Origin of the sequence: Rahnella aceris (assembly GCF_011684115.1) — a bacterium.
Lineage (GTDB): Bacteria > Pseudomonadota > Gammaproteobacteria > Enterobacterales > Enterobacteriaceae > Rahnella > Rahnella aceris.
In genome coordinates, this window is the sequence record NZ_JAADJV010000003.1 from 238400 (window position 1) to 264200 (window position 25801).

Here is a 25801-nt window from a genome sequence, read left to right on the forward strand (position 1 = left end):
CGCATAAAAGCCTACCATCGATCAGCAACACACGGGTTTATTGAAGTTCAATGAAGTAAGAGTTAAGGATTGTTATGAGCGAAGTTGCAAGTTCCATCAGTGTTGGCGATAGCTTTACTGTCAAGAACGGCTCAACCCATGAAGTCACTGGCTTTGTGAAGAAAGGCGAAAGAATTTACCCGACGATCAAAACTGATCACGGCGATTCGAACTTCACCTTCATCAAAGAAATTGTTTCAGTGAATAAAGCGTAACGTTAACGACCTTCTCTATGATCGCGGCCTGTTTGTATTAAGCAAAGAGCAGGCTGCGTGATGTGATTGCCTTCAGAAATCCTTCCTGCCTCACCTCTGTCTTTGCTATACCCTATGTCTTTTGATGCACCAGCCCTGTCCGACGGACAAAACGGGTGGAAATCATTTAACGATATACCGGCAGTAAATTTATGCTCGACAGAATGTGCACTACCGCATTCAGTACGCCAAACAACAGCACCAGCACAATCATTTTATTGCCGCCCCATACACGGTAGAGCGGGCTGCCGAAGCGCTGGCGTGATGCCCGTGCCATCAGTGCCGGAACAATCACCGCCCAGACCGTGGCGGCGAGACCGGCAAAACCAATCGCGTAAATAAAACCATCCGGGTAGATCACACCACCAATGATTGGCGGCACAAAAGTGATCAGTGCGGTTTTAAATCGACCGGTACGGCTGTCGTCGAATTTGAAAAGGTCAGCCAGATAGTCGAATAATCCGAGCGTCACGCCCAGGAATGAACAGGCCACGGCGAAGTTGGAGAAAATGGTCAGCAGCAAATCCAGCCCCGCACTGTTGAGGATCTGACTCAGCGATTGCACCAGCACATCAATATTGCCACCACGTTCGGCGATGCCAATAAACGCCGTGCGTGGAATGTTACCCATCGTGCCCAGCATCCAGATGACATACAGCCCGAGCGCCATAAGGGTACCCAGCAACAGGCATCTTTTGATGATCTGCGGGTTCTTGCCGTAATATTTCATCAGGCTCGGTACGTTACCGTGATAGCCAAACGAGGCGAGACAAAACGGCAGCGTCGCCAGCACATACGGTGTGTAACTCGGGTTCAACTCCACGCTGTTAAGCAAATTTACCGGTTTGATGTGCCACAGTAAGCTGCCAAATGTCAGGAAGAAGGCGATGATTTTGGCACCCAGCACAATTGCGGTCATGCGACTCACGGCGCGGGTGCTGAGCCAGACAATAAACGCAACTGCCAGTGCGGTCAGCAGGCCGCCGAGGCGGGGAGAAAAGCTCACTGCCATTTCGCGCAGCGTATGTTGAATAACCGAACCGCTGGCAGAAATATAAGCATAAGTCAGGATATACAGCACGAACGCGATGGTCATGCCATTCAGCCGGTTCCAGTTTTTCCCCAGCAAATCGCCGGTGACGGTATTAAAACTCGACCCTACAGGATAGTTAAGATTCGCTTCGAGGATCATCAGGCCGGAGTGCAGCATACAGAACCAGGTAAAAATCAATGCGGCAACTGACCAGAAAAACCAGGCTCCGGACATCACCACCGGCAAAGAAAACATCCCTGCACCGATGATAGTTCCACCGATAATCATTGCGCCACCCAATACAGAATGCTGCGGAGCGGTCACGGAAAGCGTCGCCATAGTGCGGATCCTCGCGTGGCTTTTATCACGATTCGTTAAGTGAATTGCTGTAAAAGATTTGATATGAAAATTGTCCGAAAATCGCGCGTTTATGCTGCGGTCAGGGCCATGAGCGCAGCAATATAGTGGATTTAAGCACTGATGTACACTGTTGAACTAGCTTGCTGGTACAAAAGTAGTTGTTATCACGTTCAGCGGGGCGGGGAGGCAGGAGATGTGCACGCAGGATTATTTTTATTCGACTTTTTGGTTACTTGCCTTATCAATATCTTTGGTATAGGTCACAGATTTCATTATGTTTTCTAATATGGCATAGATTAAAAAACCTGTTCGTAAATACAGGGTTGACACACGATTTATAACGAGTAGATTAGAACTCAGCACCAGAGAGAAATGGGATGAAAATTTTATTTCGCGGTGCATTTAGCAGGTTGATAAACTTGCAAGTAATGAGATGCGATAAAGGCCACGAAGTATTTTAGTTTGGGTGATTCAACACCGGATTGTCATTTAAAATCCGTGAGATGATGCTTTAAGGCCATGCAGTAAAGCTGTAAAATCGCATGATGTGGAAGAAAACGCGATGATGTAACGCCTTGTTAGTCAGAGTAATGTTCGCGATTTGGGTACGTTAAGTCTGAAATCGAGAATATCGCGACGAGAGTAAGGTCACGCATCAAAGAGTATATATCGCGAGGGTGATGTACTCATTTATCCCGACTGAAAACCGGTATAAGTGAAATTAACAGGATACCGATGTTATTCCACAAAATTATAGGAGGATAGCGTTACCTGGCTTCAAAATATATCCTGTGAAAATATGTGCATCTTTAGAAGTTGTAATATGTAATTAAGTTGATGAATGTTAAATATTAATTTGGTAGTACCTTAAAAGCCCCGGTTTAACAACTGGGGCTTTTATATTTTAACTGCCAGATTTTAATTACTTTCCGCTAATCGCCCCTTCCAGAATGGCTTCCGCACCCAGACAAACGAGGAAACACACCAGGGTGGTTTCTTTTTTTGCCGAGGCGGCAGGCAATGCACTTTCCTCATCACTGATCGCATCACCTTTTGACAGGCTGACGTCCGCAATGCTGATTTCGCCATCCATGACATACAACCACTGTGCAAATCCCGGATGTGCCGGAATTTCCGTGGTGGTATTTTCATCCATGCGGATGTCATAAACATATACTGCCTGACGAATTTCCAATGGGGATTCAATCCCTTCCGGCGCGGCCAGCAGCGTCCATTCGTTTTGCTTTACGCCGTCCGGACGTTCCATGAACTGCACACGACTCTCGAGGTTTGCTTTGCGCGGACGAATGAAAATCTGCAACATTTCGGCGGGCACCAGCGGCGTGGATTCTTCATGCCAGAAGCTTTCTCCGGCATTCATCATCATCAGCTTTTTCGGTGAGAGCGATATCCGATGACCGGCAGAATCTTCGTGCACCATCGAACCGCGCCACATATAGCTGAAGATTTCATCGTTGTTATGCTCATGCATTTTCACCAGCGTACCCAGTTCCAGGTTGGCATGATCGATAACACTGAGCGGTCCGAATGCATCATCGCTATTTTCGGGCAGAATTTTCCCGGGGCGCATGCGGCGGATACGGAACGGGCCGTATTCGAAGGTGGTTTTAGGCTCAGCACGTAAAACGTTAAACATAATTTCTCCGGCAGGAACAGCAATGCGTTGTGTAAGTAAAAATCAATATACTGTTTCTTAACATATGTCTTTAAAGCAGATCCAGCAACGCATTCAGTTCATCAATCTTTTGTTGCCACTGGCGTTGCAGTTCCGGTTTCTGATGCTTTGGTTTGCGCGCCAGGTCGTCTTCCAGCTTGTTTTCCAGCGCCATCAGTGTCGCCAGCAAGCGTTCCTCTTCAGTTTCCTGAATCACCACGCTTTCCAGCCTCACGTCCGACACCGGCGCGTCGGCAGGAGGAACCGCGCCTGCCAGAATCGCATACACCGGCGTGGGGGAATGCCATTCTTCCAGACGCTGCTGGTCTATCAGCCAGAAACGGTTGCAGCTTTGCTCGATCAGCGTCCTGTCATGGGAAACCATCAGCACTGCGCCGCTGAAGGTTTTCAGCGTTTCCGCCAGCTCCTCTTTACCTTCCAGATCCAGATGGTTGGTCGGCTCATCAAGTAACAAAAGGGAATAGTTCGCCAGCGTCAGGCCGATAAACAGCAGCCGTGAACGTTCGCCACCGCTGAGCGTGCTCACTTTTTGCTGATGACGGATATACGGAAATCCCGCGCCAATCAGCGCCATTTTTCGCTGTTCTTCGGTCAGCGGCGCGAAATGCGCCAGGGCATCAGAAAGCGAATCGTTATCCTGCAATTGATGTTGGTTCTGATCGTAATAACCCATTCGCACGCGCGGGTGGAAAATCACGCCTTTGACCGTCGTTTCCGGGCAGATAAACGCCTGCCACAAACTGTGCAGAAGGGATGATTTACCGCAACCGTTACGCCCGACCAGCGCGATACGATCGCCGCTCTTCACCCGCATTTCATCAAGGGTGAACAGCACCGGGGCATCAGGCGCCGGTCGCACCTGTAAATCAGCCAGCGCCAGCACGCGATCCGCCGCCAGCGCTTCGCCGTTCAGGCGAAGTTTCCACTGATTGCCTGCGGTGACGTCAGTTTGATCTTCCTTCATGCGCACCACGTGTTTTTCCATTTGCTTGGCCTTGCGCGCCAGTCCCTCATTGTCGTAAACGCTGCCCCAGACGGCCAGCCGTTTGGCGCTCAGTGTCACGCGGTCAATTTCCTTTTGCTCCGCTTTACGACGCAGTGCGTCGGCAATGTCTTTTTCTTCCAGCGCCTGACGTGCCTGGGTACAAGGCAGGCGGATAAATTGCAGCGTTTTATCGCGCAGGATCCAGGTTGAGTTGGTTACGCTGTCCAGCAGACTGCGGTCATGGGAAACCAGCACAAAGCTGCCCGCCCAGTTTTTCAGAAACTGCTCCAGCCACAGTAATGTCGGCAGATCCAGATGATTGCTTGGCTCATCGAGCAGCAGTAAATCCGGCTGGTGGATCAGCGCCCGCGCCAGCAGCAGACGGGTATGCTGGCCGCCACTGAGCGTACCCGCCGTCAGTTCCCAGGCATTTTCATCAAAACCCAGGTCCGAAAGCAGCACCTGCGCCTGCCAGGGTTCGGGCTGATGAAGGCTGCCGGGCAGATGACCGAGCACCGATTCCAGCAGGGTACAATCATTGAGTTCTGCGGGAAGATGCTGTTCAACGCGCGCCATCAGGCATTGATTCGCCAGTGTCACGGTGCCGGAGGAGGCCGCCAGTTCACCGCTGAGGATTTTCAGCAAGGTGCTTTTGCCGCAGCCGTTATGGCCGATGAGACCAATGCGGTCGCCTTTTTTCAGGCCGAAGGAAATCTCAGCCAGTAACGGGCCGAAGGCGTTATCGAAAGATAAAGATTGTGCGGATAATAAAGTCGTCATGAATGCTTACTCAGGTTTTCAGGCACAAAGATGCCTGTCGTCAGAAAAGCCGACGATAACCGGTAAGCCGGAGGGAAGTTCTCAGGTTGTCAGTTAGCTTCGCTCAAGCAGGTTATCGCGGCACGGTGCCGGAAATGCCTGAGCAGTGACGATCGCTAAGGACGAGTGAAATTAAAAAAACTTCACGGGTCAGCATGGCAATCCTCCTTATATAACGTTGGTGAATGAATGAGCTGATTATATTGGGGATTATTGAATTATTCCAGTCAGAGCAACTCGTTAAAACGCATAACGCCATCCCAGCCGTCCACTCATGAGAGGGACGGCGCTGATTTGCGTGTCGTGATGCGATTAAGCTTCAACGACTTCATTTTCCAGCTTCTGCCTTTTTCGCAGGCCGGGGAACCAGGTCATCCACAATCCGACCACGATCAGCGTGCCGACACCGCCGATGGCTGCGGCGGGAACTGCGCCAACCCAGGCGGCCAGCAGACCGGATTCAAATTCACCGAGCTGATTCGAGGTGTTTATGAAGATGGAGTTCACGGCGCTGACACGACCGCGCATGTCATCCGGTGTATCAAGCTGTACCAGCGCACCGCGGATCACCATGCTGATCATATCGAAACCGCCGAGAGCAAACAGCGCCAGCATCGATAACCAGAGCGAAGTGGAAAACGCGAAAACCAGTGTGGCGGCACCGAAACCGGCGACGGCGGCGAACATGATTTTTCCGACATTACGGTTGAGTGCGCGGTGGCTCAGCCAGAACCCGACGATCAGACCGCCGACCGCCGGTGCGCCACGTAGCAAGCCTAATCCCCACGGACCGGTATGCAGAATGTCGTGAGCGAAAATGGGTAACAGGGCGGTTGCGCCACCGAGTAAAACCGCGAACAAGTCGAGCGAAATCACGCCCAGCACGTCCGGGCGGGCGCGGATAAAACCAATGCCTGCGAACAGCGTTTTGAAGGTTGCCGGTACACGATGCGGCTGTGCCTGTTCATAGCGTAAACGGCTGACCATTACGATAGATAACAGATACAGACAGGCGCACACGGCGTATGCCACACCCGCGCCCGCGACATACAGAAAGCCACCCAGCGCCGGGCCAACCATCGACGCGGCCTGTCCGGAAACGCTGGTGGCGGCCATTGCGCGGGCCAGCAAATTCGGTGGCACCAGCGCGGGCAACATCGACTGTAATGAAGGGGCTTCCATCGCTTTGGCAGTCGAAATCACGAAAATCAGTCCGAGCACGACCACTTCATTGACGTGATGTGTCAGCGTCAGATAAGCCAGCGAGCCAATCGCCACCCATTCGGCGATTTGCCCGAGCAGCACCACGCGGCGGCGGTCAAACTGATCGGCAACGTGGCCTGCCACCAGCGCAAGCGCGACGGAAGGTAAAAACTGCACCAACCCGATCAGCCCGAGATCAAACGCCCGGCCGGTGATCGAATAAATCTGCCAGCTCACCACGATGGAAAGCATCTGGAAACCAAAGCTGGACGCTGCACGGGCGATCCAGAAAGCGACAAACGAGCGGTGCCGTAACAGTGAGTCTGAATTACCGGAAGCAGCAGACATGACAAATCCCTGAAAAATGAAAGATGCCGTGTCTGTGGTTTTTGAAAACTCGTTAGCCCGGCAATTATTGTGAATACAAATTATTAACAAACAATCCGAGTTCTATGTTTATCATAAAAAGTTCAGCAAATCTTCATCTCACATTGTGAAGAAACTATGCAGGTGACGGGCTAAGACTTCCGGTTGTTCCTCCGGAATGAAATGGCCGCTGTGAGGGATGATGATGCCGGTGACATTTTCAGCGAAAGCGCGCAGGGGAACGGCCATGTCCGGGATCGAACCCTGATCGGCGCTGACCGCCAGTACCGGCATTTTTAATTTTCCGGCACGATTAAGTGTGCGGTTCTGTTCCGCAGATTCAGTAACCGAACGATAATACGCCAGCCCGGCGCGCAGGCCGCCGCTTTTGAGGAACACCCGCAGATACTCGCTGATATCGTCATCTGTGAAGGCATCCGGCGCAGCGGTTTTCCGGCGCAAAAACCAGTCGAGATAGACACGTTCGTTACCGGCGATCAGCGCTTCAGGCAAATCAGGCAATGTGTGGAAGGCAAAATGCCAGGTTTTCCACGATTTGTCCGGTGTGACCGGCAGCACGTCCGGCAAGGTGATTCCGGGGATCCCCGCATCCAGCAGCGCCAGGTGTTGTACTTCCTCGCCATACATCGCCGCGCAGGGATAAGCGACCCACGCGCCGACGTCATGCGCTGCCAGCGAGTAACGCTTATGCCCGAGAAGCTGCATTAACCCGTGGATTTTCTGCGCCAGACTTTGTGTGTCGTAACCGGTCTGCGGGCGGTCCGAATCACCCTGACCGGGCAGGTCTGGTGCCACCAGCCAGAAATCCTGTGCCAGCGCGTTCATCACATTACGCCATGCGTACCAGGTTTGCGGAAAACCCGCCAGCAACAGCAAGACTTTGCCTTGCGGATTACCGCCGCTGACGTAATGCATCCTCACGCCTTCGACCGTGGCGTAGCGATGGGTAAAACCGCAAAGGGTGGGGTCAGCCACTGCAAAGGGTTCGGCAGTAACAACAACAGAAGGGGTCACCTCGTTCATAGCCAATCTCCGTTATAGTCATGTTTAGGAAATAATCATTTCCTAAATGAGAAAAAATTTTTAATCGAGAATTTTAAGCGCCAGTTCCAGCGTGGTTTCGCTGGCGTGATTGTTTTCGACTTTACCGGCGACACGCATGCCCAAAATAATCCATAACATCAGGGATGACGCGGCCTGCGCATCAATATCCGGGGTGACAGAACCGTCTTGCTGGCCCTGTTCAATGAGGGAGGTCAGGAACAATTTATTGCGCATAATAGCCTGACGCACCAGTGCGGCGAGTTCCTCATCCAGCGTGAGTAATTCGACGGTGCTGCCGACGACCAGACACCCGCGGCGGCCTTCAATTTCATGAGAAGAACGCAGATAAAAACGCAGCACTTCGGCAATGCGTTCGCGGCCGGTGGAGATGCGTTCAATTTGCTGGCGTAACTGGGTATTTCGCCGCGAGGTGTAACGTTCAAATACGTTGAGAAACAGGGTCCTTTTATCGCTGAAGGCTTTGTAAATACTGCCTGCAGTAAGGTTCATGGCCTGACTCAGATCGCTGATGGACGCCGCATGAAAGCCTTTTTCGCGAAATACCGTCATGGCGTTATCCAGTGCAAGTTCAGTATCGAATTCACGCGGACGACCGCGATCCTTCGGTGAAGGGAATGCCATAAAAAATGCCACCATTAGGAAACGTTTATTTCCTAATGGTGGCATTAACACAAAAACTGATCAAGCCCTTTGTCAGCTCACGTCATATTTACCAGCGCAGTTCACGGCCTGAATATTCAACAAAGTGATGGCCACCTTTGCCGCGCCAGGCTTCGAACTGATCAACAATGCCGGTGGCGCTTTCGGCCACGGTCAGCGTGGCATTTTCACCGCCCATATCGGTCTGTACCCAGCCCGGATGCACGGAAAGCAGCGTCAGTTCTTGTTTTTCAATCTGTGCCTGCAACCCGCGGGTCAGCATATTCAGCGCAGCTTTACTGGCGGAATAAAGCGGATAAGTTGCCACGTCATTCTCATTGAGACTCGACAGCTCAGAGGTCATCAGCGCCAGCACACCGGTACGGTGGTTCAGGAAAGGCAGTAATTCACTGGCGCAACGCACAGGGGAAATGGCGTTAGTCAAAAATAGCTGAATAATTTCTTCGTCGCTGGCCTGATGAATATCCTGATGATCCGGACCAAATACGCCTGCATTCACAAAAATCAGATCAAAATGGCTTTCGGACAGCGCGTCTTTTACCGCTTCCCGCGCTTCGGATTTATTGATGTCCAGTTTTACCCATTCAACAGCCGCCGGTGTTTTGGCCGGAACGGCATCACGTGTTGTGGCGGTGACCTGCCAGCCGCGTTTTGCGAGTACATCCACCACACCCAAACCGATACCGCGTGATGCGCCGATGATCAATGCTTTCTTAGAGTCAGTCATATTCATCCTTTTATAATCAAAGCGTTAACGTCAATTTGTTGTTTTCATTTAATGCGCGAAATCTCTTCAGTGTTACGGGCAGTATGAGTCAGCAAGGCGGCTGCAACAATGGGCTGGAGTCTGATTTTGGCCGCCGGACTGATAGATAACCGGGACGCGCCGTCGGAGCGCCTGATGATGGACGGGGACTTTATGGACTGCTGAAAGGCGGCTTCAATCACCTGTGAGCCCAGTGACTATGGCGCGATTGTGGTTGAAGGCGTGGTAACGTTCATTGTTAACGATGCTGGCAACCAGGTGTTTGATGACACACTGTGCATCATAAAAAGATGCCCGCGACAGGCGGGCAATAAACATCAGTTTTGAAATTTGATCGGGTAGAACCAAATAAGCATAGCGGAGTAATAATTATCCAATCAAAAGGATAACAGCCCATAAATAGCTGTGTTCGCTGCATGAGGTCAGTATCGGGACGCAAAAAAGCCCTCGCGAACGAAGGCCAGTGAATCATCACTAAATATTTAGTTTTGGAACGAGAGCGATGCTCCCGAAAACATACTAGTCTCTTCCGGGAATTTGGCTTAATGAAATGGGTTTAGTAATTAAAGAAAATTCACCGACGTTTTGAGCAATTCAGATGAGAATGGGATGAAATTCATGCATTGCGCAAACTTTATCCAATTATTTCAGTTATTATGTTAAATCTGATGTTCAGGTTTACTGTTTACTGGAGTAACTATGCAAGGTAAAAATTCGGCTTTTGGAGAAGGGTGCAGGATGGTAGGCGAATGCTGCTTAATGTTTGCTCAGGCGGGTGAAGACTTTAGCGCGGGACGCATAGTCTTATGCCTTAAGCGCGCGCAGGACGAGGCTATAGACACAAATGGCAGACCCAACGTTGCTTTACAGCTCGCGATACGACGGCTTCAGGGCTGGTAACGTTAAACATAAAAAAACCGCCTGGTGACGGTGCTTTTTCAAATTCTCAAACGAGATACAGCCCTTCTTAACTGAATTGCAGGTGCATCTGAAGTAATAGAGACTTGTCTGCAAAAAACGCCTCACATTTATTGATGTTCTTTCAGCCGCCAGGCATTGCAGCTCCGCTAACAAAGAACCACACCATAAAACCGACAGCACCTGCCAGTACAATGATTGGCGGTATGAATTTCATTTTCATCTTATCGTTACTCTAATTAGTCAAATTTCCCGACATGGGCGCGCTTCATACCTTAATAAACTCAACCTCGAGGCTGATTGAAATCGCCCATAAGGAAGAGTGCCATACCATCCTGTACCCGGGAAAAAAGATAATGATAGTTTGGGTGCCAGGAGTGGCATTGCACTTTACAGATCAGGCTTACATCAGTCATCCGCATTTTTCCATATATTTTGCAACATCGCATGATTCACGTTTCTATCCCCTGGCATTCCCCCAATCACAATCGGCTATTTGCAGCAAATTTTGTGATTTACAACAGACTTTCACGTTGCCAGCCTCTCGGTGAATGAGTACCGTTGTTCTTTTGAACGGACCGGCAAAGGTGAATAAAGCATGATCGCCATAAAATGGGTAAGTCTCGGGTTTGTTCTGGTTTTACTGCTGTCTTTCGGATACAGCTACGCGAAAGCGACACAAACACGGACAGAACCTGCAGGCCAGAGCTGGTCAACGGCACGACGGACTTCAGCCGGTATTGCGCCGGATCCTGCCAGACTGAAAAGTATCGCTATTATCCAGATTTATGCTGCACCGACTTATGGCTGGCGCGGGCTGGTGGCGGTGCATCCGTGGATAATTTACAAACGTGAAGGGGAAACAGAGTTCACCCGTTATGACGTGATCAGCTGGGGCAGCACCAACGTGGTACGCCGCGATTATGCTATTCCAGATGGGTATTGGTTTGGCTCGCAGCCCCGTATACTGGTTGATCACCGCGGCGCGCAGGCGCAGATTATGATCCCCAAAATAGAAGCAGCGATCAAAAGTTACCCGTATCCGCATACCTATCACGCGTGGCCGGGGCCAAACAGCAATACGTTTATCGCCCACATCGGCCGTGAAGTGCCGGATCTGCAGCTTGATCTTCCTTCCAATGCGATCGGCAAAGATTACCGCGGCATTACCAATCCGATCGGTTTACCGCCATCCGGGCGCGGCGTGCAGGTTTCTTTGCTGGGACTGCTGGGCGTGACGCTGGGTGTGGAAGAGGGCATTGAAGTCAATGTGCTGGGGCTGAACCTGGGCATTGATGTGAAGAATCCGGCGTTGCGTTTGCCGTTTGTCGGGCGGGTAGGCTTTGATAATCCGGGGAAAGCGGAGCTTTAACGATGTCAGTGCGCAACAGGCCGGTACGAGGTACCGGCCATACACATCAGAACGACGAATGTTTATAAGACCGGTATTCCGGTTTCCAGAATTCGCTGGTGAGACGACTCTGTAACTCATCTTCTGAAACTTCCGGTGCCACGCCTTCCCGTTGCGCGACGCGCGCCACTTCGGCGGCAATGATTTTAGACACATGCTGAATATCGGCAATAGCCGGTAATAATGACCCTTTTCCGGTGGTCGCCAGCGGAGAAAGGCTGGCCAGCGCCTGACTGGCAGCCAGCAACATGCTATCGGTCACGCGGCGCGCTCCCGACGCCAGAATGCCTAACCCCAGCCCGGGGAAAATATACGCGTTGTTACATTGCGGGATCGGGTACGTGTGATCCTGATAATGTACCGGTGCGAACGGGCTGCCTGTCGCCATCAGCGCGGCACCTTCGGTCCAGGCGATCACGTCCTGAGGACGGGCTTCTGCACGGGAAGTCGGGTTCGAGAGTGGCATGATGATCGGATGATGGCAGTTGTGATGCATCTCACGGATGATCTCTTCGGTAAACAGCCCCGGTTGCCCGGAAACGCCAATCAGAATGGTTGGTTTGGAATGATGCACCACGTCCTGCAACGAGATATTCTGGTTGTCCACATTCCAGTGGCTGATTTTGTTTTTACTTGTCACCAGTTTACGCTGGAAATCGAGCAAATTCGGCATGTCATCTGTCAGCAGGCCAAACCGATCCACCATAAAGACCTGACTGCGCGCTTCGTCTTCGGAAGCACCTTCTGCCACCATTTGCGCGATGATTTTCTCCGCGATACCGCAACCGGCAGAACCTGCGCCGAGGAAGGTGACCCGCTGGTCGCGTAGCCGGGTGCCTGCGGCATGACTGGCGGCAATCAGACAGCCCAGCGTGACCGCCGCGGTGCCCTGAATATCATCATTGAAACAGCACAACTCCTCGCGGTAGCGCTCCAGAAGTGGCATAGCATTGGTTTGCGCGAAGTCTTCGAACTGAAGCAGGACATCCGGCCAGCGGGTTTTTACCGCCTGAATGAACATATCCATGAATTCATTGTATTCGCCGTCGGTAATGCGCGGGTGGCGCCAGCCCATGTACAGCGGATCGTCGAGGCGCTGGGCGTTATTCGTTCCGACATCAAGCATGATCGGCAGCGTGTTGGCCGGGTTGATCCCACCGCAGGCGGTATAAAGCGAAAGCTTGCCGATAGGAATGCCCATGCCGCCAATCCCCTGATCACCGAGTCCCAGAATGCGTTCGCCGTCGGTGACAACGATCACCCGGATGTCATTTTTGGAGAAGTTTTGCAGCATTTCATCGATATGCTCGCGATCAGGATAAGAGATGAACAGGCCACGGGCACGGCGGTATATATCGGAGAAGTGTTCGCAGGCCTCGCCGACCGTCGGGGTGTAGATAATCGGCAGCATTTCTTCCAGATGTGAATTCACCAGATTGTAGAAAAGGGTTTCGTTGGTGTCCTGAATATTGCGCAGGTAGACATGCTTGGAGATATCACGTTTGAAATCAGAGAATTGAGAATAGGCGCGGTCAGTCTGTTCGTTGATAGTTTCAACCTGATTGGGCAGCAGTCCGTTAAGATTGAGCGCCAGACGTTCATCACGGCTGAAGGCCGAGCCTTTATTGAGCAGCGGGTTTTCGAGTAATAATGAACCTGTGTAGTGGGTGTAGAGCGGGCGTTTTTTTAACATCATTAAGCCTTAGAACATTTGAACTCAGTTAATTTCCGGTACGTTATTTCCCGTTGCCGGATCCCTCACAGTAAAATCCTATAACCGGTCGAATTAGTGTATGAACTACCAAAATAAAACCAATGGCCATAGCAGCCTGAATAAGATGATTGTTTATTATTTGTTTTTTATAACACGACACAGGCACTGATTCCGGTTACTTAAATTACAAAAACGTTTTAATACTTTTTTAGTGATGAGTTCTGCATAATGTTTTTGAATGTTTCCGGATGGTTCAATTTGAGTAAATAAATTATCTGATATTTAAGTTAAATTAATGTATTGATTTTAACTCATTGTATTTGCTGTAATTTGTTATTAAGTAATTATTGTTATTATTGCCATAAAGGCAGATGTGACACGGGTCACAATGATGTTGGTTTTTAAATAATATAACTAACCGCCATTTTGTTCCTTCAATTATCTCATCAACAATAATAAAGAAAAGGTCATATTATGCCGACATTACTCTTATCCTCATTATTTCCTTTAGTGTTTATTATGGTATTAGGCTGGCTGAGCGGGAAACTGGGTTATATGAAACGTGACGATGCTACGGTATTAGCCACGGTAGTGATCCGTTTCGCGCTGCCATTACATCTTTTTATCGGTGCATTACATACTGATCCGGCCAAGATTCAGAATTTATCGTTTATGGCAGTGTTGGTGATTGGCCTGATGGGCTCTTATTTGTTGACGTTGTGCATCTCGCGCTGGTTTTTCCGCCATGACATCAAAACCAGCGCCATTCAGTCGCTGGTTTGCGCGTTCCCGGATATGGCTTACTTTGGCGCGCCTGTACTGGCGGTGCTTATCGGGCCGGAAGGTTTTCTGGGGGTGCTGGTCGGTAATCTTATCACCAGCGTGCTGATGATCCCGCTGACGATTGTGTTGATCCGCATGGGTGACAAAAACAGCGATTTGGCTCAACAGGGCAGCCTCGGCAAGATGATCCTGAATAATCTGTTCAAAGCCGTACGCAATCCGATTGTCTGGATCCCGGTGCTGGGTGTGGCGATGAGTCTGGCTGGCATTAAAATTCCGGAACTGGTGTCCTCGTCGGTGGAAATGATGGGTAAAACCGCAGGCGGGATTTCTCTGTTCGCGCTGGGTCTGTTGTTCTTCGGCGAGCGCCCGACGCTGAATATTCATACGGTCACTAACATCGGCATGAAAAACCTGATCCAGCCCGCGATTATGGCCGCTGCCGGTCTGGCATTTGGGCTGAGCCATACGCTGATGCAGCAGGTGGTGATCATCGGCGCAACGCCTTCCGCCATTGCTGCAGGCATGTTCGCCGTGCGCAGCGACACCTATGTGGAATCCGCGTCTTCCTCAATACTCATCGGCACCGCACTGGGCATAGTGACAGAAGGTCTCGTGATTTACATGATGTCGTAAATGCGCTGATTTGCGACGTTTTACCCATAAAAAAGGCCCGCCATTTCTGGCAGGCCTTTTGTCTTTCAGCAGGCGTTTATTTCACACACTTCGCGCAGGTATTTGCATGAATTTGCTGGAAGAAATCGTTGCCTTTGTCATCCACCAGAATGAATGCCGGGAAGTTTTCGACTTCGATTTTCCAGATGGCTTCCATTCCTAATTCAGGATATTCCACGCATTCCAGGCTCTTGATGCTTTGCTGCGCCAGCACCGCTGCCGGGCCACCGATGCTGCCGAGATAGAAACCGCCGTGTTTATGGCAGGCGTCGGTCACCTGCTGGCTGCGGTTACCTTTGGCCAGCATGATCATGCTGCCGCCGTTGGATTGCAGAAGATCCACGTAAGAATCCATGCGTCCTGCGGTGGTCGGGCCGAGAGAACCAGAAGCGTATCCTTCCGGGGTTTTCGCCGGGCCTGCGTAGTAGATCGGGTGATCTTTGATGTATTGCGGCAAGCCTTCGCCGTTATCCAGACGCTCTTTCAGTTTGGCGTGTGCGATGTCACGGCCAACGATAATCGTACCGCTCAGGGAAAGACGGGTAGATACCGGATATTCAGAAAGTTGCGCCAGGATTTCAGGCATCGGACGATTCAGGTCAACTTTCACCACCCCCGCTTCGCCTTGCTCACGCAGGGCCTCAGGGATGTACTGGCCCGGATTGTCTTCCAGTTTTTCGATCCAGATACCGTCACGATTGATTTTGGCTTTGATATTACGGTCTGCGGAGCAGGAAACGCCCATCCCGACCGGACAGGATGCACCGTGACGCGGCAGACGTACTACGCGGATATCGTGGGCAAAGTATTTGCCACCGAACTGCGCGCCGAGACCAAGATTGTTGGCTTCCACCAGCAGTTCCTGTTCCAGATTGACGTCGCGGAATGCCTGACCGTGTTCGTTACCTTCCGTTGGCAGACCGTCATAGTAATGGGTGGACGCCAGTTTTACGGTTTTCAGCGTTGCTTCAGCAGACGTACCGCCAATCACGAACGCGATATGGTACGGCGGACAGGCTGCCGTGCCCAGCGTGCGCATTTTCTCAACCAGGTAATCTTTCAGCTTCGCCGGGGTAATCAGCGCTTTGGTTTCCTGATACAGGTAGGTTTTGTTGGCAGAACCGCCGCCTTTGGCGATGCACAGGAATTTGTACTCGTCACCATCGACACTGTAGAGGTCGATTTGTGCAGGCAGATTGGTGCCGGTGTTTACCTCTTTGTACATATCCAGTGCGGCATTCTGGGAATAGCGCAGGTTATCCTCGATGAAGGTGTTATACACACCCTGAGACAGGCTGGCTTCGTCGCCGCCGCCGGTCCAGACTCGCTGCCCTTTTTTACCCATGATGATTGCGGTGCCGGTGTCCTGACAGGTTGGCAGAATGCCTTTGGCCGCAATTTCAGAATTACGCAGGAATTGCAGCGCAACGTATTTGTCGTTTTCGCTGGATTCCGGGTCATGAAGAATGGAAGCCACTTGTTGCTGATGTGCAGGGCGCAGCATGAAAGAGGCATCGTGGAACGCCTGTTGCGCCAGAAGCGTTAACGCCTGCGGTTCCACTTTTAACACTTCTTCGCCGTCGAAGGTGCTGACGGAGACATGTTCTTTGGTCAGCAGATAATATTCGGTGTCATCTTTGGAAACGGGGAAGGGATTTTGATAATAGAACGGTTTGTTCGACATTGTTTTCTCACTTTTTCCGTTTTTGTCGCCACGGGTGGGACTGTTGATGCGGTATAGCAGGGGTGTTCGGGGCGACGTTTATATTCGTTCTGTATGTTGCCAGCCAAATACACAGGCTGGCAACGGGGTTTATATGTTTTCTTTCAGTAAATGCTCTGTTAATGCTTTGTGGGTGATTTTATCGCCACAATCAGAACATCATCATCATCCACGGATAACCGATGACCAGTAAGGCAATCAGGAAGATGGCTCCGAAGATAGTGCCGAGACGCCAGTAATCTTTGGTTGGCAGATAACCGCTGCCGTAATAAATCGGGCTTGGGCCGGTACCGTAAGGTGTGATGATCCCCATAACACCCAGAGACGTCACCATCAGCAAACAGAATACCTGCATGTTAATGCCAGGGATTGCCGCGCCGATGGTCAGCATAGCCGGTAACAGGGCGGTGGTGTGCGCCGTGGTGCTGGCGAAAAGGTAATGCAGCAGGTAGAACGCAAGCAGCAGGGCAATTGTCGCCGCGCCCGGGGAGATACCGCCCATCAGTGCTGCGCCTTCTTTACCCAGCCAGGCGATGAAACCGGTGCGGGATAAGCCGTCAGCCAGCGCTACCAGCGTGGCGAACCAGGCGAAGGTATTCCAGGCCGGTTTGTTGCTGGTGATGTCGTTCCAGTTCAGAACGCCGGTCCACAGCATCAGTACCACGACCAGCAAAGCAGCCATGGCCGGTTCGATAAAGCTCGCAGCGAAAATCCACATCGCCAGCGCGCAGCAGACGAACACCAGCAGCAGGATTTCGTGACGGGACATTCTGCCCAGTTTTGCCAGCTCAGCGGTTGCCCAGCGCGGCACTTCGTCATTGATTTTCACTTCCGGCGGGTAGAACCAGTACGCCAGCAGCGGCATAGTCAACAGAAGCAGCAGACCGACCGGCAGGAAGGCGATGAACCAGGTGCCCCACGAAATGTTGATACCGGTTACGCTGTTCACGATACCCAGCGCCAGCAGGTTAGGCGCCAGTGCAGAGAGAAACATCGAACTGGTGATACAGGCTGCGGTGATCGCCACCCACATCAGGTAAGAACCGATTTTACGTGCGCTCGGGTCGTTCGGTTTTGAGCCATACAACGGCGGCAGGTTAGCAATGATCGGGTAGATCGTGCCGCCGCTGCGCGCGGTGTTGGACGGTGTGAAGGGTGCCAGTAACAGATCAGCAAAGGTGATGGCATAACCGAGCGTCAGGCTGCGGCGGCCAAGATATTTCACCAGAATCAGCGCCAGACGGCGGCCGAACTGGGTTTTATCGTAGCCGGCGGCAAACATGAACGCGCCGAAGATTAACCATACCGTGGAGTTGCCAAAACCACTGACCGCCCATTTGAAGGACTGTGCTGCGGTTTTGAATTTAGGATCCGCCAGCTCAGCCGGGCTGAAAAGCAACCACTGGCTGAAAAGGGCGATGACCACCACACCGGTTAAGCCGATAACGGCCCCCGGCAATGGCTCGAAGATCAGACCGATAATGACGCCCACAAAGATGGCGAAGAAGTGCCAGGCATGAGGTTCCAGACCGGCAGGTACAGGAACGAGCAGCAACAGCACGGACACCAGCACGGGAAGTACCATAAAGATCCAGCGATTTTTTTTGCCGGATTCGGCTTTTTTCGCTGGTTCTTTCACCGCAGTTTTTGATATTTCGCTCATAATATTTATCTTAGGTAGTTAGGAATATTGTGATGATGCATAGGTAAGATATCGTTTGGTTTTTTTAGTTACTTAATCTTTTTTTTAATTATTCAATAGTGGCATGTTAATTGCCTCGTTATTGTTATTTTTGTTAAGTGCTTACTATTCCCCGTAAGAGGGAGGAAATGTTTATATAATGCGTTTTCCCTATTTTTAACTGTTGATCTTGATCAACAAAATACGGTGCTGAATTCTTTTTTAAATCGTATGAAACCGTTATGCAGAGCCTGCCTGATTAATTAAAGGGCAATTTGTGACGGGGGTATCTTTCGGGGTAACGGAAAGCAAAAAATGGAGTAGGGCAAAATGAGAGTCATTCACAGCCACACTCCCTCATCAGGCGATCTGCCACCTCTTGCCAGCGGGCGGGTTCCGTGATCTGCCGAAGGGAAAAGCCCGGAGGATGTAATAATCATCTCATCAGTTAAATACAAATAAGATTGTAGTTTGCATTAATGTGATTATTTAATTTAATAGTTAACATAATTTTAATATAACAGGTGTTAAGTTAATAGATAAATAGTTAATTAACTAATGTAATAAGTTTTGGAAGTAAAAATAAACTTATATTAATAGCATGACATCGGCATTGAAATAAAAACAACGAATAATAAATCAATACTCCACTGCGCTTATCTCAAATAGCTCAAATAGCGCGCCGATAACGAATTCAGAATTTAAAACCTTAAAGTTTGGAGTAATTATTATGAGCACCAACCACCTGTTATTAAGTCCGTTCACTCTGCCCAATGGTACTGAGTTGAAAAACCGCATTCTGATGGCGCCAATGACCACCTGCACCGGCTTTTACGACGGCACCGTCACCAGCGAGCTGGTTGAATATTACCGCGCCCGTGCCGGCAGCATCGGCACCGTGATTGTTGAATGCTGTTTTGTCGATGATAAAGGTCTGGCATTCCCCGGCGCTATCGGTATCGATAACGACAGCAAAATCGACGGTCTGGCAAAAATCGCCGCAGCCGTGAAATCTCAGGGCTCAAAAGCCCTTTTGCAGATTTATCACGGTGGCCGCATGAGCGAGCCAAAACTGATTGGTGGCCAGCAGCCGGTTGCGCCAAGCGCACTGGCGGCACCACGTGACGGTGCAGCCACACCGGTGGCACTGACGGCAGATGAAGTTGACGGCATGATCACCAAATTCGGTGAAGGCGTGCGTCGTGCGATTGAAGCCGGTTTTGACGGCGTGGAAATCCACGGCGCGAACACCTATCTGATCCAGCAATTCTTCTCGCCGAATTCCAACCAGCGTGACGACAAATGGGGCGGCAGCCGCGAAAACCGCGCCCGCTTCCCGCTGGCTGTTCTCGATATCACCCATGAGATGGCGAAGAAATACGCCGATTCTTCTTTCATCATCGGTTATCGTTTCTCACCAGAAGAGCTGGAAGAACCGGGGATCCGTTTTGCCGACACAATGTATCTGCTGGAACAGCTTGCTGCCCGCGGGCTGGATTACCTGCATTTCTCCCTCGGGTACTCGCTGCGTCCTTCCATTGTTGATACCACTGATCCGACGCCACTGATCGACAAATATGTCGCGATGCGTTCCGACACACTGGCCAAAATTCCGGTGATGGGCGTGGGCGGTATCGTGAATAAATCCGATGCGGAAATGGCGCTTGAACACGGCTATGACATGATCGCCATCGGTAAAGCCTGCATCGCTTATCCGGACTGGACTGACCGTATCGCAGCCGATCAGAAACTCGACCTGTTTATCGACAGCACACAACGCGAAGCCCTGACCATTCCTGAACCGCTGTGGCGTTTCTCGCTGGTGGACGCGATGATCCGCGACATGAGCATGACCTCGAAGAAATTCAAAGCCGGTGTGTTCCGGGAAAAAGTGCAGGATCCTGCGCATGAACTGGCCGTTAACGTCAGTCTGGAAACCGACCGCATTACGGATATCGCGCTGGAAGCGGGCGCGGACACGGATGTGGAATTCACCACCAGCTTTGAAATTATCCGCAGCCGTATTCTCGACGCTAACAGCCCGCACGTCGATGCGGTGACCGGCGCAACCGAGCAAAGTGAAGCGGTGAAAAAAGCCGTCTCCAAAGCCATCGCCAAATCCTGCAAAGCGCAGTTGCTGGAAGAGGGCGGCAGCCTGAATGAACCACAAAACTACGACGTTGTGGTCGTCGGCAGCGGCGGTGCCGGTCTGGCGGCAGCGATTCAGGCCTGTGACGAAGGGGCGAAAGTCCTGATCGTCGAGAAAATGTCGACCATCGGCGGTAACACCATTAAAGCGTCGGTCGGTATGAACGCCGCGGAAACCCGTTATCAGCGCCTGAAAGGTATCGAAGACAGCAAAGAGCTGTTCTATCAGGAAACCCTGAAAGGCGGTCAGTTCAAAAACAATACTGTCCTGCTGAAAGAGTTCATCGAACGTGCGCCGCAGGCGGTGGAATGGCTGGCCGATCACCATATTGAACTGAGTGACATCACCATTACCGGCGGGATGAGCATCGACCGCACGCACCGTCCGGCGGACCGCAGTGCAGTGGGCGGCTTCCTGATCAGCGGTCTGGTGAAGAATCTTAACAAACGTAATATCGACGTGATGCTCGATACGTCGGTCACGGAAATCCGTTATGCCGATGGTGCGGTACAGGGCGTGCAGTTGCTCAATGACGACAATGAAGTGCTGATGATTAATGCCAAAAGCGTGATCGTCGCCACCGGTGGTTTCAGCGCCAACCGCGAAATGGTGGTGAAATATCGCCCTGAACTGGACGGTTTCGTGACCACCAACCACAAAGGCGCCACCGGTAGCGGCATCGCCATTCTGCAGAATATTGGCGCAGGCACGGTGGATATGGGCGAAATTCAGATCCACCCTACGGTTGAACAAACCACGTCTTATCTGATTTCGGAGGCCATTCGTGGCGGCGGGGCGATTCTGGTCAGTCAGGCGGGAAAACGCTTCTTCAACGAAATGGAAACCCGCGACAAAGTATCGGCGAACATCATCGCGTTGCCGGAGAAATTTGCTTACGTGGTGTTTGACGAGCAGGTGCGCCTGAACAATAAAGCGGCTGATGAATACATTGCGAAAGGGTTTGTTATCAGCGGCAGTTCACCACGTGATCTGGCGGCGAAACTGGAAATGAACTCCGATGCCTTCCTGGCAACGCTGGAAAGTTACAACGTCGCCGTGGATAAACAGCACGACACGGAGTTTGGCCGTAAAACTGCGCTGCGCCACCCGATCAATCAGGGGCCGTTCTATGCTATCCGTATCGCACCCGGCGTGCATCACACCATGGGTGGCGTAACCATCAACACCGAAACCTGCGTGCTGGACGCGCAGCAACAGGTGCTCGGCGGCGCATTTGCGGCGGGTGAAGTGGTTGGCGGTATCCACGGCGGCAACCGTATCGGCGGTAATGCCGTTGCAGATATCATTATCTTCGGTATCCTTGCAGGGCAAAACGCCGCGAAATTCGCGATGCGGTAACCGTTTATCACGCAGGGTATTACAATGACGCCAGACGATCGTGTTTATGCTTATTCCGCTGTTTTGATGGGTTCGCCCATTCTTCTCAAGCTGTTTGAACATAACGAAAGTCTGGCGTCTGGCGTTTTCAGGCTGATCAAATTGCAGGAAAACACCTTCACGGTGAACCGCGCGCACTCCGATATTATGGCGATTAACCATGCCGCAGGACGTGACCCTGTCACCGTCAGCGAACCGGTCTATGCATTAATCCGCCGTGCGAAAGCCATCAGTTGCCTGCCGGACAGCCATTTTAATTTCACCATCGGCCCGCTGGTCAAGCGCTGGAAAATCGGCTTCAACGGTCACACCATCCCGGCTGCACAGGATATCAAGACATTGCTGGCGCTGACCGATCCTGAAGACGTGATCCTTGATGAACAAACCCGTTCGGTGTTTCTGCAAAAAGCCGGCATGGAAATCGACCTCGGGGCGATTGCCAAAGGTTATATCGCCGATGTTGTGCGGGATTACCTGCGGGAACAACAGGTTGAGAACGCATTAATCAATCTGGGCGGTAACGTACAAACGCTGGGTTCCGGTGCGGAAGGGGCATGGGCGATTGGGCTGAAAAAACCGTTTTCGGACCCGGACGCGCTGATCGGTGTGATCAACGTCATCGGCAAATCGGTGGTGACGTCCGGTATTTACGAGCGTTATTTCGAACTGGACGGGCACTGTTATCATCATATCCTTGACCCGAAAACCGGTTATCCGCTGGATAACGAACTGCTCAGCGTGACCATTGTTTCTGAGGATTCAATAGACGGGGATATCTGGACAACGTTGCTGTACGGGATGGGCGTGGAGAAGAGTCTGGCATATATGTCGCAGATTCCGCACATCGAGGCGATTTTCGTCACCCGCGACGGGCGGATTATCTTGTCATCTCAGCGGCAGTTTACCTTCATGCCACTGGATGACCGTTATCGTCTGGTGACTTACTGACAGTACTGCTTCAGCAACGAGTAGTGATCGGCCTGCAGACGGTAACGATATACCGGCCGGCCCGTGACGCCGTAATGAATGCTGGTGAACAAAATGTTCATCTGTGCCAGCCAGATCAGGTATTTACGACAAGACACCCGCGAAATATTCACGGACGTTGCCAGTTCATCCGTGGAAAATTCCATTGTCGGATGGGCATCAATCCACTGACACAATGTGCGTAATGTCTGCAGCGTTAAGCCTTTCGGCAACTTTTTGGTGTCCGCCGCCGCAGTATTGTTGCCGTGGATCAGCCGGTCAACGTCTGACTGTTCGTAATACTGCTGATTATCCATCAGTGTTTTCTTCTGCTGCCAGCCGGTCAGTGCTTCCTCAAAACGGGAAAACTGGAACGGTTTGATCAGATAATCCACCACGCCATAATTAAGCGATTTTTTGATGGTTTCTGCATCTGCAGCCGAAGAAATGACAATGACGTCGACAGGCCGTCGGGCGTTACGCAGTTCAGGCAGCAAATCCAGCCCGTTATCCTGCTGCATATAGACGTCGAGCAAAATCAGGTCGATAGACAGTTCTGAATTCAGTACCAGATCTTTCGCCTGTTGCAGCGTCGACGCGGTGCCGCAGCACGCGAAGCCGTCAATCTGGCCGACATAACATCGGTTCAGCTCTGCCACCATGGCATCATCATCAACTATCAGTACATTGATCAAGAATTTGTCCTCTCGGCATCCCAGGGAAGTTGTACAAAAAATTGAGTGTAAACATCAGGTTCCGATTCTACAGTAATCGTTCCGCCGAGGCTTTCCACTTGCTGTTTAGCAAGAAAAAGTCCCATGCCCCGCTGATCGCCTTTCGACGACACACCCTTTTCGAATATTGCGTCAATATTTTCCGGCTGAATGCCCGGCCCGTCATCACTGACGATGCAGGCCAGCGAACCATTCTGATAGTGCAGCAAGACGCTGACTTCACCATCAGGCTGATCGCCAAGCGCATCCAGCGCATTTTCAATCAGATTGCCCAGCACGGTAATCAGTGCTGCCACCTGATCTTCATTATTATTATCCGGCAGCAGACTGTCATCGCTGAGCGTTAACAGATGCCGGGTGTCCGATGCGCGGTTCATCTTGCTGAGCAGGAAACCGGCAATCACCGGAGACTTTATTTTCAGCAACAGTGAACCGATTTCCGCCTGATAGTTATTGGCCGTTTTGAGAATGTAATCCTCAAGCTGAGCATAACTTTTCATGTGCAGTAATCCGAGGATCACATGCAGTTTGTTCATGAATTCATGCGAACGTTCACGCAACGAATCTGCATAGTTTACCATTCCGCTCAGGCGCTGCATTAACTGGCTGACTTCGGTTTTATCCCTGAATGTACATATCGCGCCAATGATGACGCCGTTGTTGCGTACCGGTACGGTGTTGCTCAGCAGCAAACGCCCCTTGAAGTTGATTTCTTCGTCACGGCGCGGCACGCCGGTATTGAGCACATCGCGAAGGTTGGCGATAAGTGGCAGGGAATCGGCGTCCGGCGTTACGTCGATGGCGGTTTCACGGAAAGTCTGCCGCGCCGTCTGGTTGATCAGCGTGACATGCGCCTGATCGTCGACGGCTATCACCCCTTCTTTGATCGACTGCAACATCGCCTGACGTTGTTCAAACAGTGTCGAAATTTCATAAGGTTCCAGCCCGAACAAAATACGTTTGAGCAATTTCACCAGACAGTAAGTGCCCAGCGCGCCGACCATCAGGCCGAAAAGCACCGTCCACAGAATACTCCAGCGACTTTTATTGATTTGCTCAGTGACTTTGACCAGCGAAATCCCGATGGCAACCACACCGATTTGCTTATGGTGATCATCATAGACCGGCGTGAATACGCGCAGCGCTTTGTCGAGCGTACCTTTGTTGATGGAGACATTTTCGTTGCCGAGCAGCGCCGGATTAATGTCATCGCCGATAAAATGATGACTGATCACATCCGCATTCGGATGCGAATAACGGATGCCATCCATATTGGTGACCACAATAAAGAGCAGGTCATTACGTTTTTGCACTGCGCTGGCGATGGGCTGAATAATATTACTGTCAGGGGGCAGCAGCAGAGCGCGTTTTGTTTCGGGCAAATCTGCCATGGTTCTGGCGACGGCCAGGGCCTTTTCTTTCACACCATCACGGGTGGTGTCGCTCACCTGAACAAAATAGAGCATATGGACAACCAGCAAAACAGACGCAATCACGGCGCTTATCATCAGGCTGACTGACGTGCTGAGTTTCATGGGGTGCTTGCGCACGGAATGGCGTTGCTGCGAGTCGCTCATGGGAGCCCCGGAGAGAATAGAGCCAAATGCTCATTGATAATTTTGATGGTTCGCGTTGTTCATCCGGTGGTATGGCGTAGAACTCTGCGTGAACCATCCCTGTTCACGCATAATGATATGTTTATTTGCTTGATACTTCCGCTATTTATTACTTTCGAAAGTGCGATTTACGGTGCGGGAACCTCAATAAAAAAGGCCCGAATCTCTTCAGGCCTTATCTTTGCAATCCTGATGACAGATTACTGGAAGTAAATATCGCCGTTTTCGGCTTTGAGGATCTTCCCGTCGGTGTCGGTGATCAGCGCGTAGCTGCCGCCGATGTAAGTCCAGTGGCTGCCCGCATCGGGTGCAGGCAGGTGACGTTCCTGCCAGCCGACGATTTCATAGGGTTTGGTGCGGTACAGCGCAGGCACCTGATCGCCGATGGAATACAATTTGGAATCATCGTAGAACGATTTGATTTCATGTGAGTTTGACGCGGCAAATGCCGTGTTAGCCAGAGGTAACAACGATGAAACAACCAGGGCTGATAACATAACAATTTTAGAATGACGCATAGATTATCCCGTTAAAACCATCAACTTAATGCCTGCCTCGGTGATATGCCGCCAGTCCGTTGTATGAGCAGTAAAGCCGAAGCCTGTGCTTTTTCTGTAGGGCAGGATAATAACGAGAAAGTGAGCGCAGGCTGGGAGGTTTTTTTGTGTCGAAATGCAAATGGCGCAACAGCCAGCCCGGTCATGATGACATTTAAGGCTGTGCCGTTGCTGATATGACTTCAGAACCGTCCGATGATTTCAACCAG

18 protein-coding genes are annotated in these 25801 nt (G+C 51.2%); 5 read left to right on the plus strand and 13 right to left on the minus strand.

Features of this window, described 5'->3' with window-relative positions:
• The first annotated feature begins 74 nt into the window (after positions 1–74).
• A complete protein-coding gene (locus tag GW591_RS16610) occupies positions 75–254 on the plus strand; it encodes a hypothetical protein (protein ID WP_013578204.1) in 180 nt (59 codons plus the stop codon).
• Between the two features lie 166 nt (positions 255–420).
• On the opposite strand, the gene mtr is transcribed toward GW591_RS16610, so the two are convergent.
• The 7 genes from mtr to GW591_RS16645 all read right to left on the minus strand — a co-directional run bounded on the left by mtr (position 421) and on the right by GW591_RS16645 (position 9228).
• Complete coding sequence (gene mtr, locus GW591_RS16615; RefSeq protein WP_013578205.1) at positions 421–1665, minus strand: tryptophan permease; 1245 nt, start codon at positions 1663–1665, stop codon at positions 421–423.
• Positions 1666–2608: 943 nt separating this feature from the next.
• Positions 2609–3343 (minus strand): pirin family protein, encoded by a 735-nt coding sequence (locus GW591_RS16620; protein WP_014416696.1) that lies wholly within the window; start codon positions 3341–3343, stop codon positions 2609–2611.
• 70 nt (positions 3344–3413) lie between these two features.
• Complete coding sequence (locus GW591_RS16625; RefSeq protein ID WP_014416697.1) at positions 3414–5147, minus strand: ABC-F family ATP-binding cassette domain-containing protein; 1734 nt, start codon at positions 5145–5147, stop codon at positions 3414–3416.
• A 351-nt stretch (positions 5148–5498) separates the two neighbouring features.
• Positions 5499–6737: an MFS transporter gene (locus GW591_RS16630; protein ID WP_013578276.1), complete on the minus strand. Its 1239-nt coding sequence runs from the start codon at positions 6735–6737 to the stop codon at positions 5499–5501.
• 138 nt (positions 6738–6875) lie between these two features.
• The gene (locus GW591_RS16635) at positions 6876–7799 is read right to left on the minus strand and encodes an alpha/beta fold hydrolase (protein ID WP_121019908.1); all 924 of its coding nucleotides are present in this window, start codon (positions 7797–7799) and stop codon (positions 6876–6878) included.
• A gap of 60 nt (positions 7800–7859) precedes the next feature.
• Positions 7860–8462, minus strand: coding sequence for a TetR/AcrR family transcriptional regulator (locus tag GW591_RS16640; RefSeq protein ID WP_225444950.1), 603 nt, complete (start codon positions 8460–8462; stop codon positions 7860–7862).
• 88 nt (positions 8463–8550) lie between these two features.
• The gene (locus GW591_RS16645; RefSeq protein WP_166861027.1) at positions 8551–9228 is read right to left on the minus strand and encodes an SDR family oxidoreductase; all 678 of its coding nucleotides are present in this window, start codon (positions 9226–9228) and stop codon (positions 8551–8553) included.
• Positions 9229–10783: 1555 nt separating this feature from the next.
• On the opposite strand from GW591_RS16645, the gene GW591_RS16650 reads away from it, so the two are divergent.
• Entirely contained in the window at positions 10784–11557 is a 774-nt protein-coding gene (locus GW591_RS16650) for a DUF3750 domain-containing protein (protein WP_013578282.1), read from the plus strand.
• 46 nt (positions 11558–11603) lie between these two features.
• Here the strand turns inward: GW591_RS16650 and GW591_RS16655 are convergent, their stop codons facing one another.
• Positions 11604–13289, minus strand: a complete 1686-nt coding sequence (locus GW591_RS16655) for an NAD-dependent malic enzyme (RefSeq protein ID WP_014416698.1) — start codon at positions 13287–13289, stop codon at positions 11604–11606.
• A 495-nt stretch (positions 13290–13784) separates the two neighbouring features.
• Between GW591_RS16655 and GW591_RS16660 the strand changes: the two genes are divergently transcribed.
• Positions 13785–14729, plus strand: a complete 945-nt coding sequence (locus GW591_RS16660; protein WP_153375296.1) for an AEC family transporter — start codon at positions 13785–13787, stop codon at positions 14727–14729.
• A 76-nt stretch (positions 14730–14805) separates the two neighbouring features.
• Here the strand turns inward: GW591_RS16660 and fumA are convergent, their stop codons facing one another.
• Both fumA and GW591_RS16670 read right to left on the minus strand, forming a co-directional pair.
• A complete protein-coding gene (fumA, locus tag GW591_RS16665; RefSeq protein ID WP_013578285.1) occupies positions 14806–16452 on the minus strand; it encodes a class I fumarate hydratase FumA in 1647 nt (548 codons plus the stop codon).
• 190 nt (positions 16453–16642) lie between these two features.
• Complete coding sequence (locus GW591_RS16670; protein ID WP_013578286.1) at positions 16643–18154, minus strand: anion permease; 1512 nt, start codon at positions 18152–18154, stop codon at positions 16643–16645.
• Between the two features lie 748 nt (positions 18155–18902).
• Between GW591_RS16670 and GW591_RS16675 the strand changes: the two genes are divergently transcribed.
• Positions 18903–21680 carry a flavocytochrome c gene (locus tag GW591_RS16675; protein ID WP_013578287.1) on the plus strand — a complete coding sequence of 926 codons (2778 nt, stop codon included), beginning with the start codon at positions 18903–18905 and terminating at the stop codon, positions 21678–21680.
• Positions 21681–21704: 24 nt separating this feature from the next.
• Positions 21705–22667: an FAD:protein FMN transferase gene (locus GW591_RS16680; RefSeq protein WP_121019910.1), complete on the plus strand. Its 963-nt coding sequence runs from the start codon at positions 21705–21707 to the stop codon at positions 22665–22667.
• Here GW591_RS16680 and dcuR read toward each other — a convergent pair.
• The 3 genes from dcuR to GW591_RS16695 all read right to left on the minus strand — a co-directional run bounded on the left by dcuR (position 22661) and on the right by GW591_RS16695 (position 25553).
• Positions 22661–23380, minus strand: a complete 720-nt coding sequence (gene dcuR, locus GW591_RS16685) for a two-component system response regulator DcuR (protein ID WP_014416701.1) — start codon at positions 23378–23380, stop codon at positions 22661–22663. The two genes, GW591_RS16680 and dcuR, sit on opposite strands and share 7 nt — an antisense overlap.
• Positions 23377–24996, minus strand: a complete 1620-nt coding sequence (locus GW591_RS16690; protein WP_037032932.1) for a sensor histidine kinase — start codon at positions 24994–24996, stop codon at positions 23377–23379. The genes dcuR and GW591_RS16690 overlap by 4 nt, the downstream gene beginning before the upstream one ends.
• 239 nt (positions 24997–25235) lie before the next feature.
• Complete coding sequence (locus tag GW591_RS16695) at positions 25236–25553, minus strand: RcnB family protein (protein ID WP_013578291.1); 318 nt, start codon at positions 25551–25553, stop codon at positions 25236–25238.
• Positions 25554–25801 lie beyond the last annotated feature (248 nt).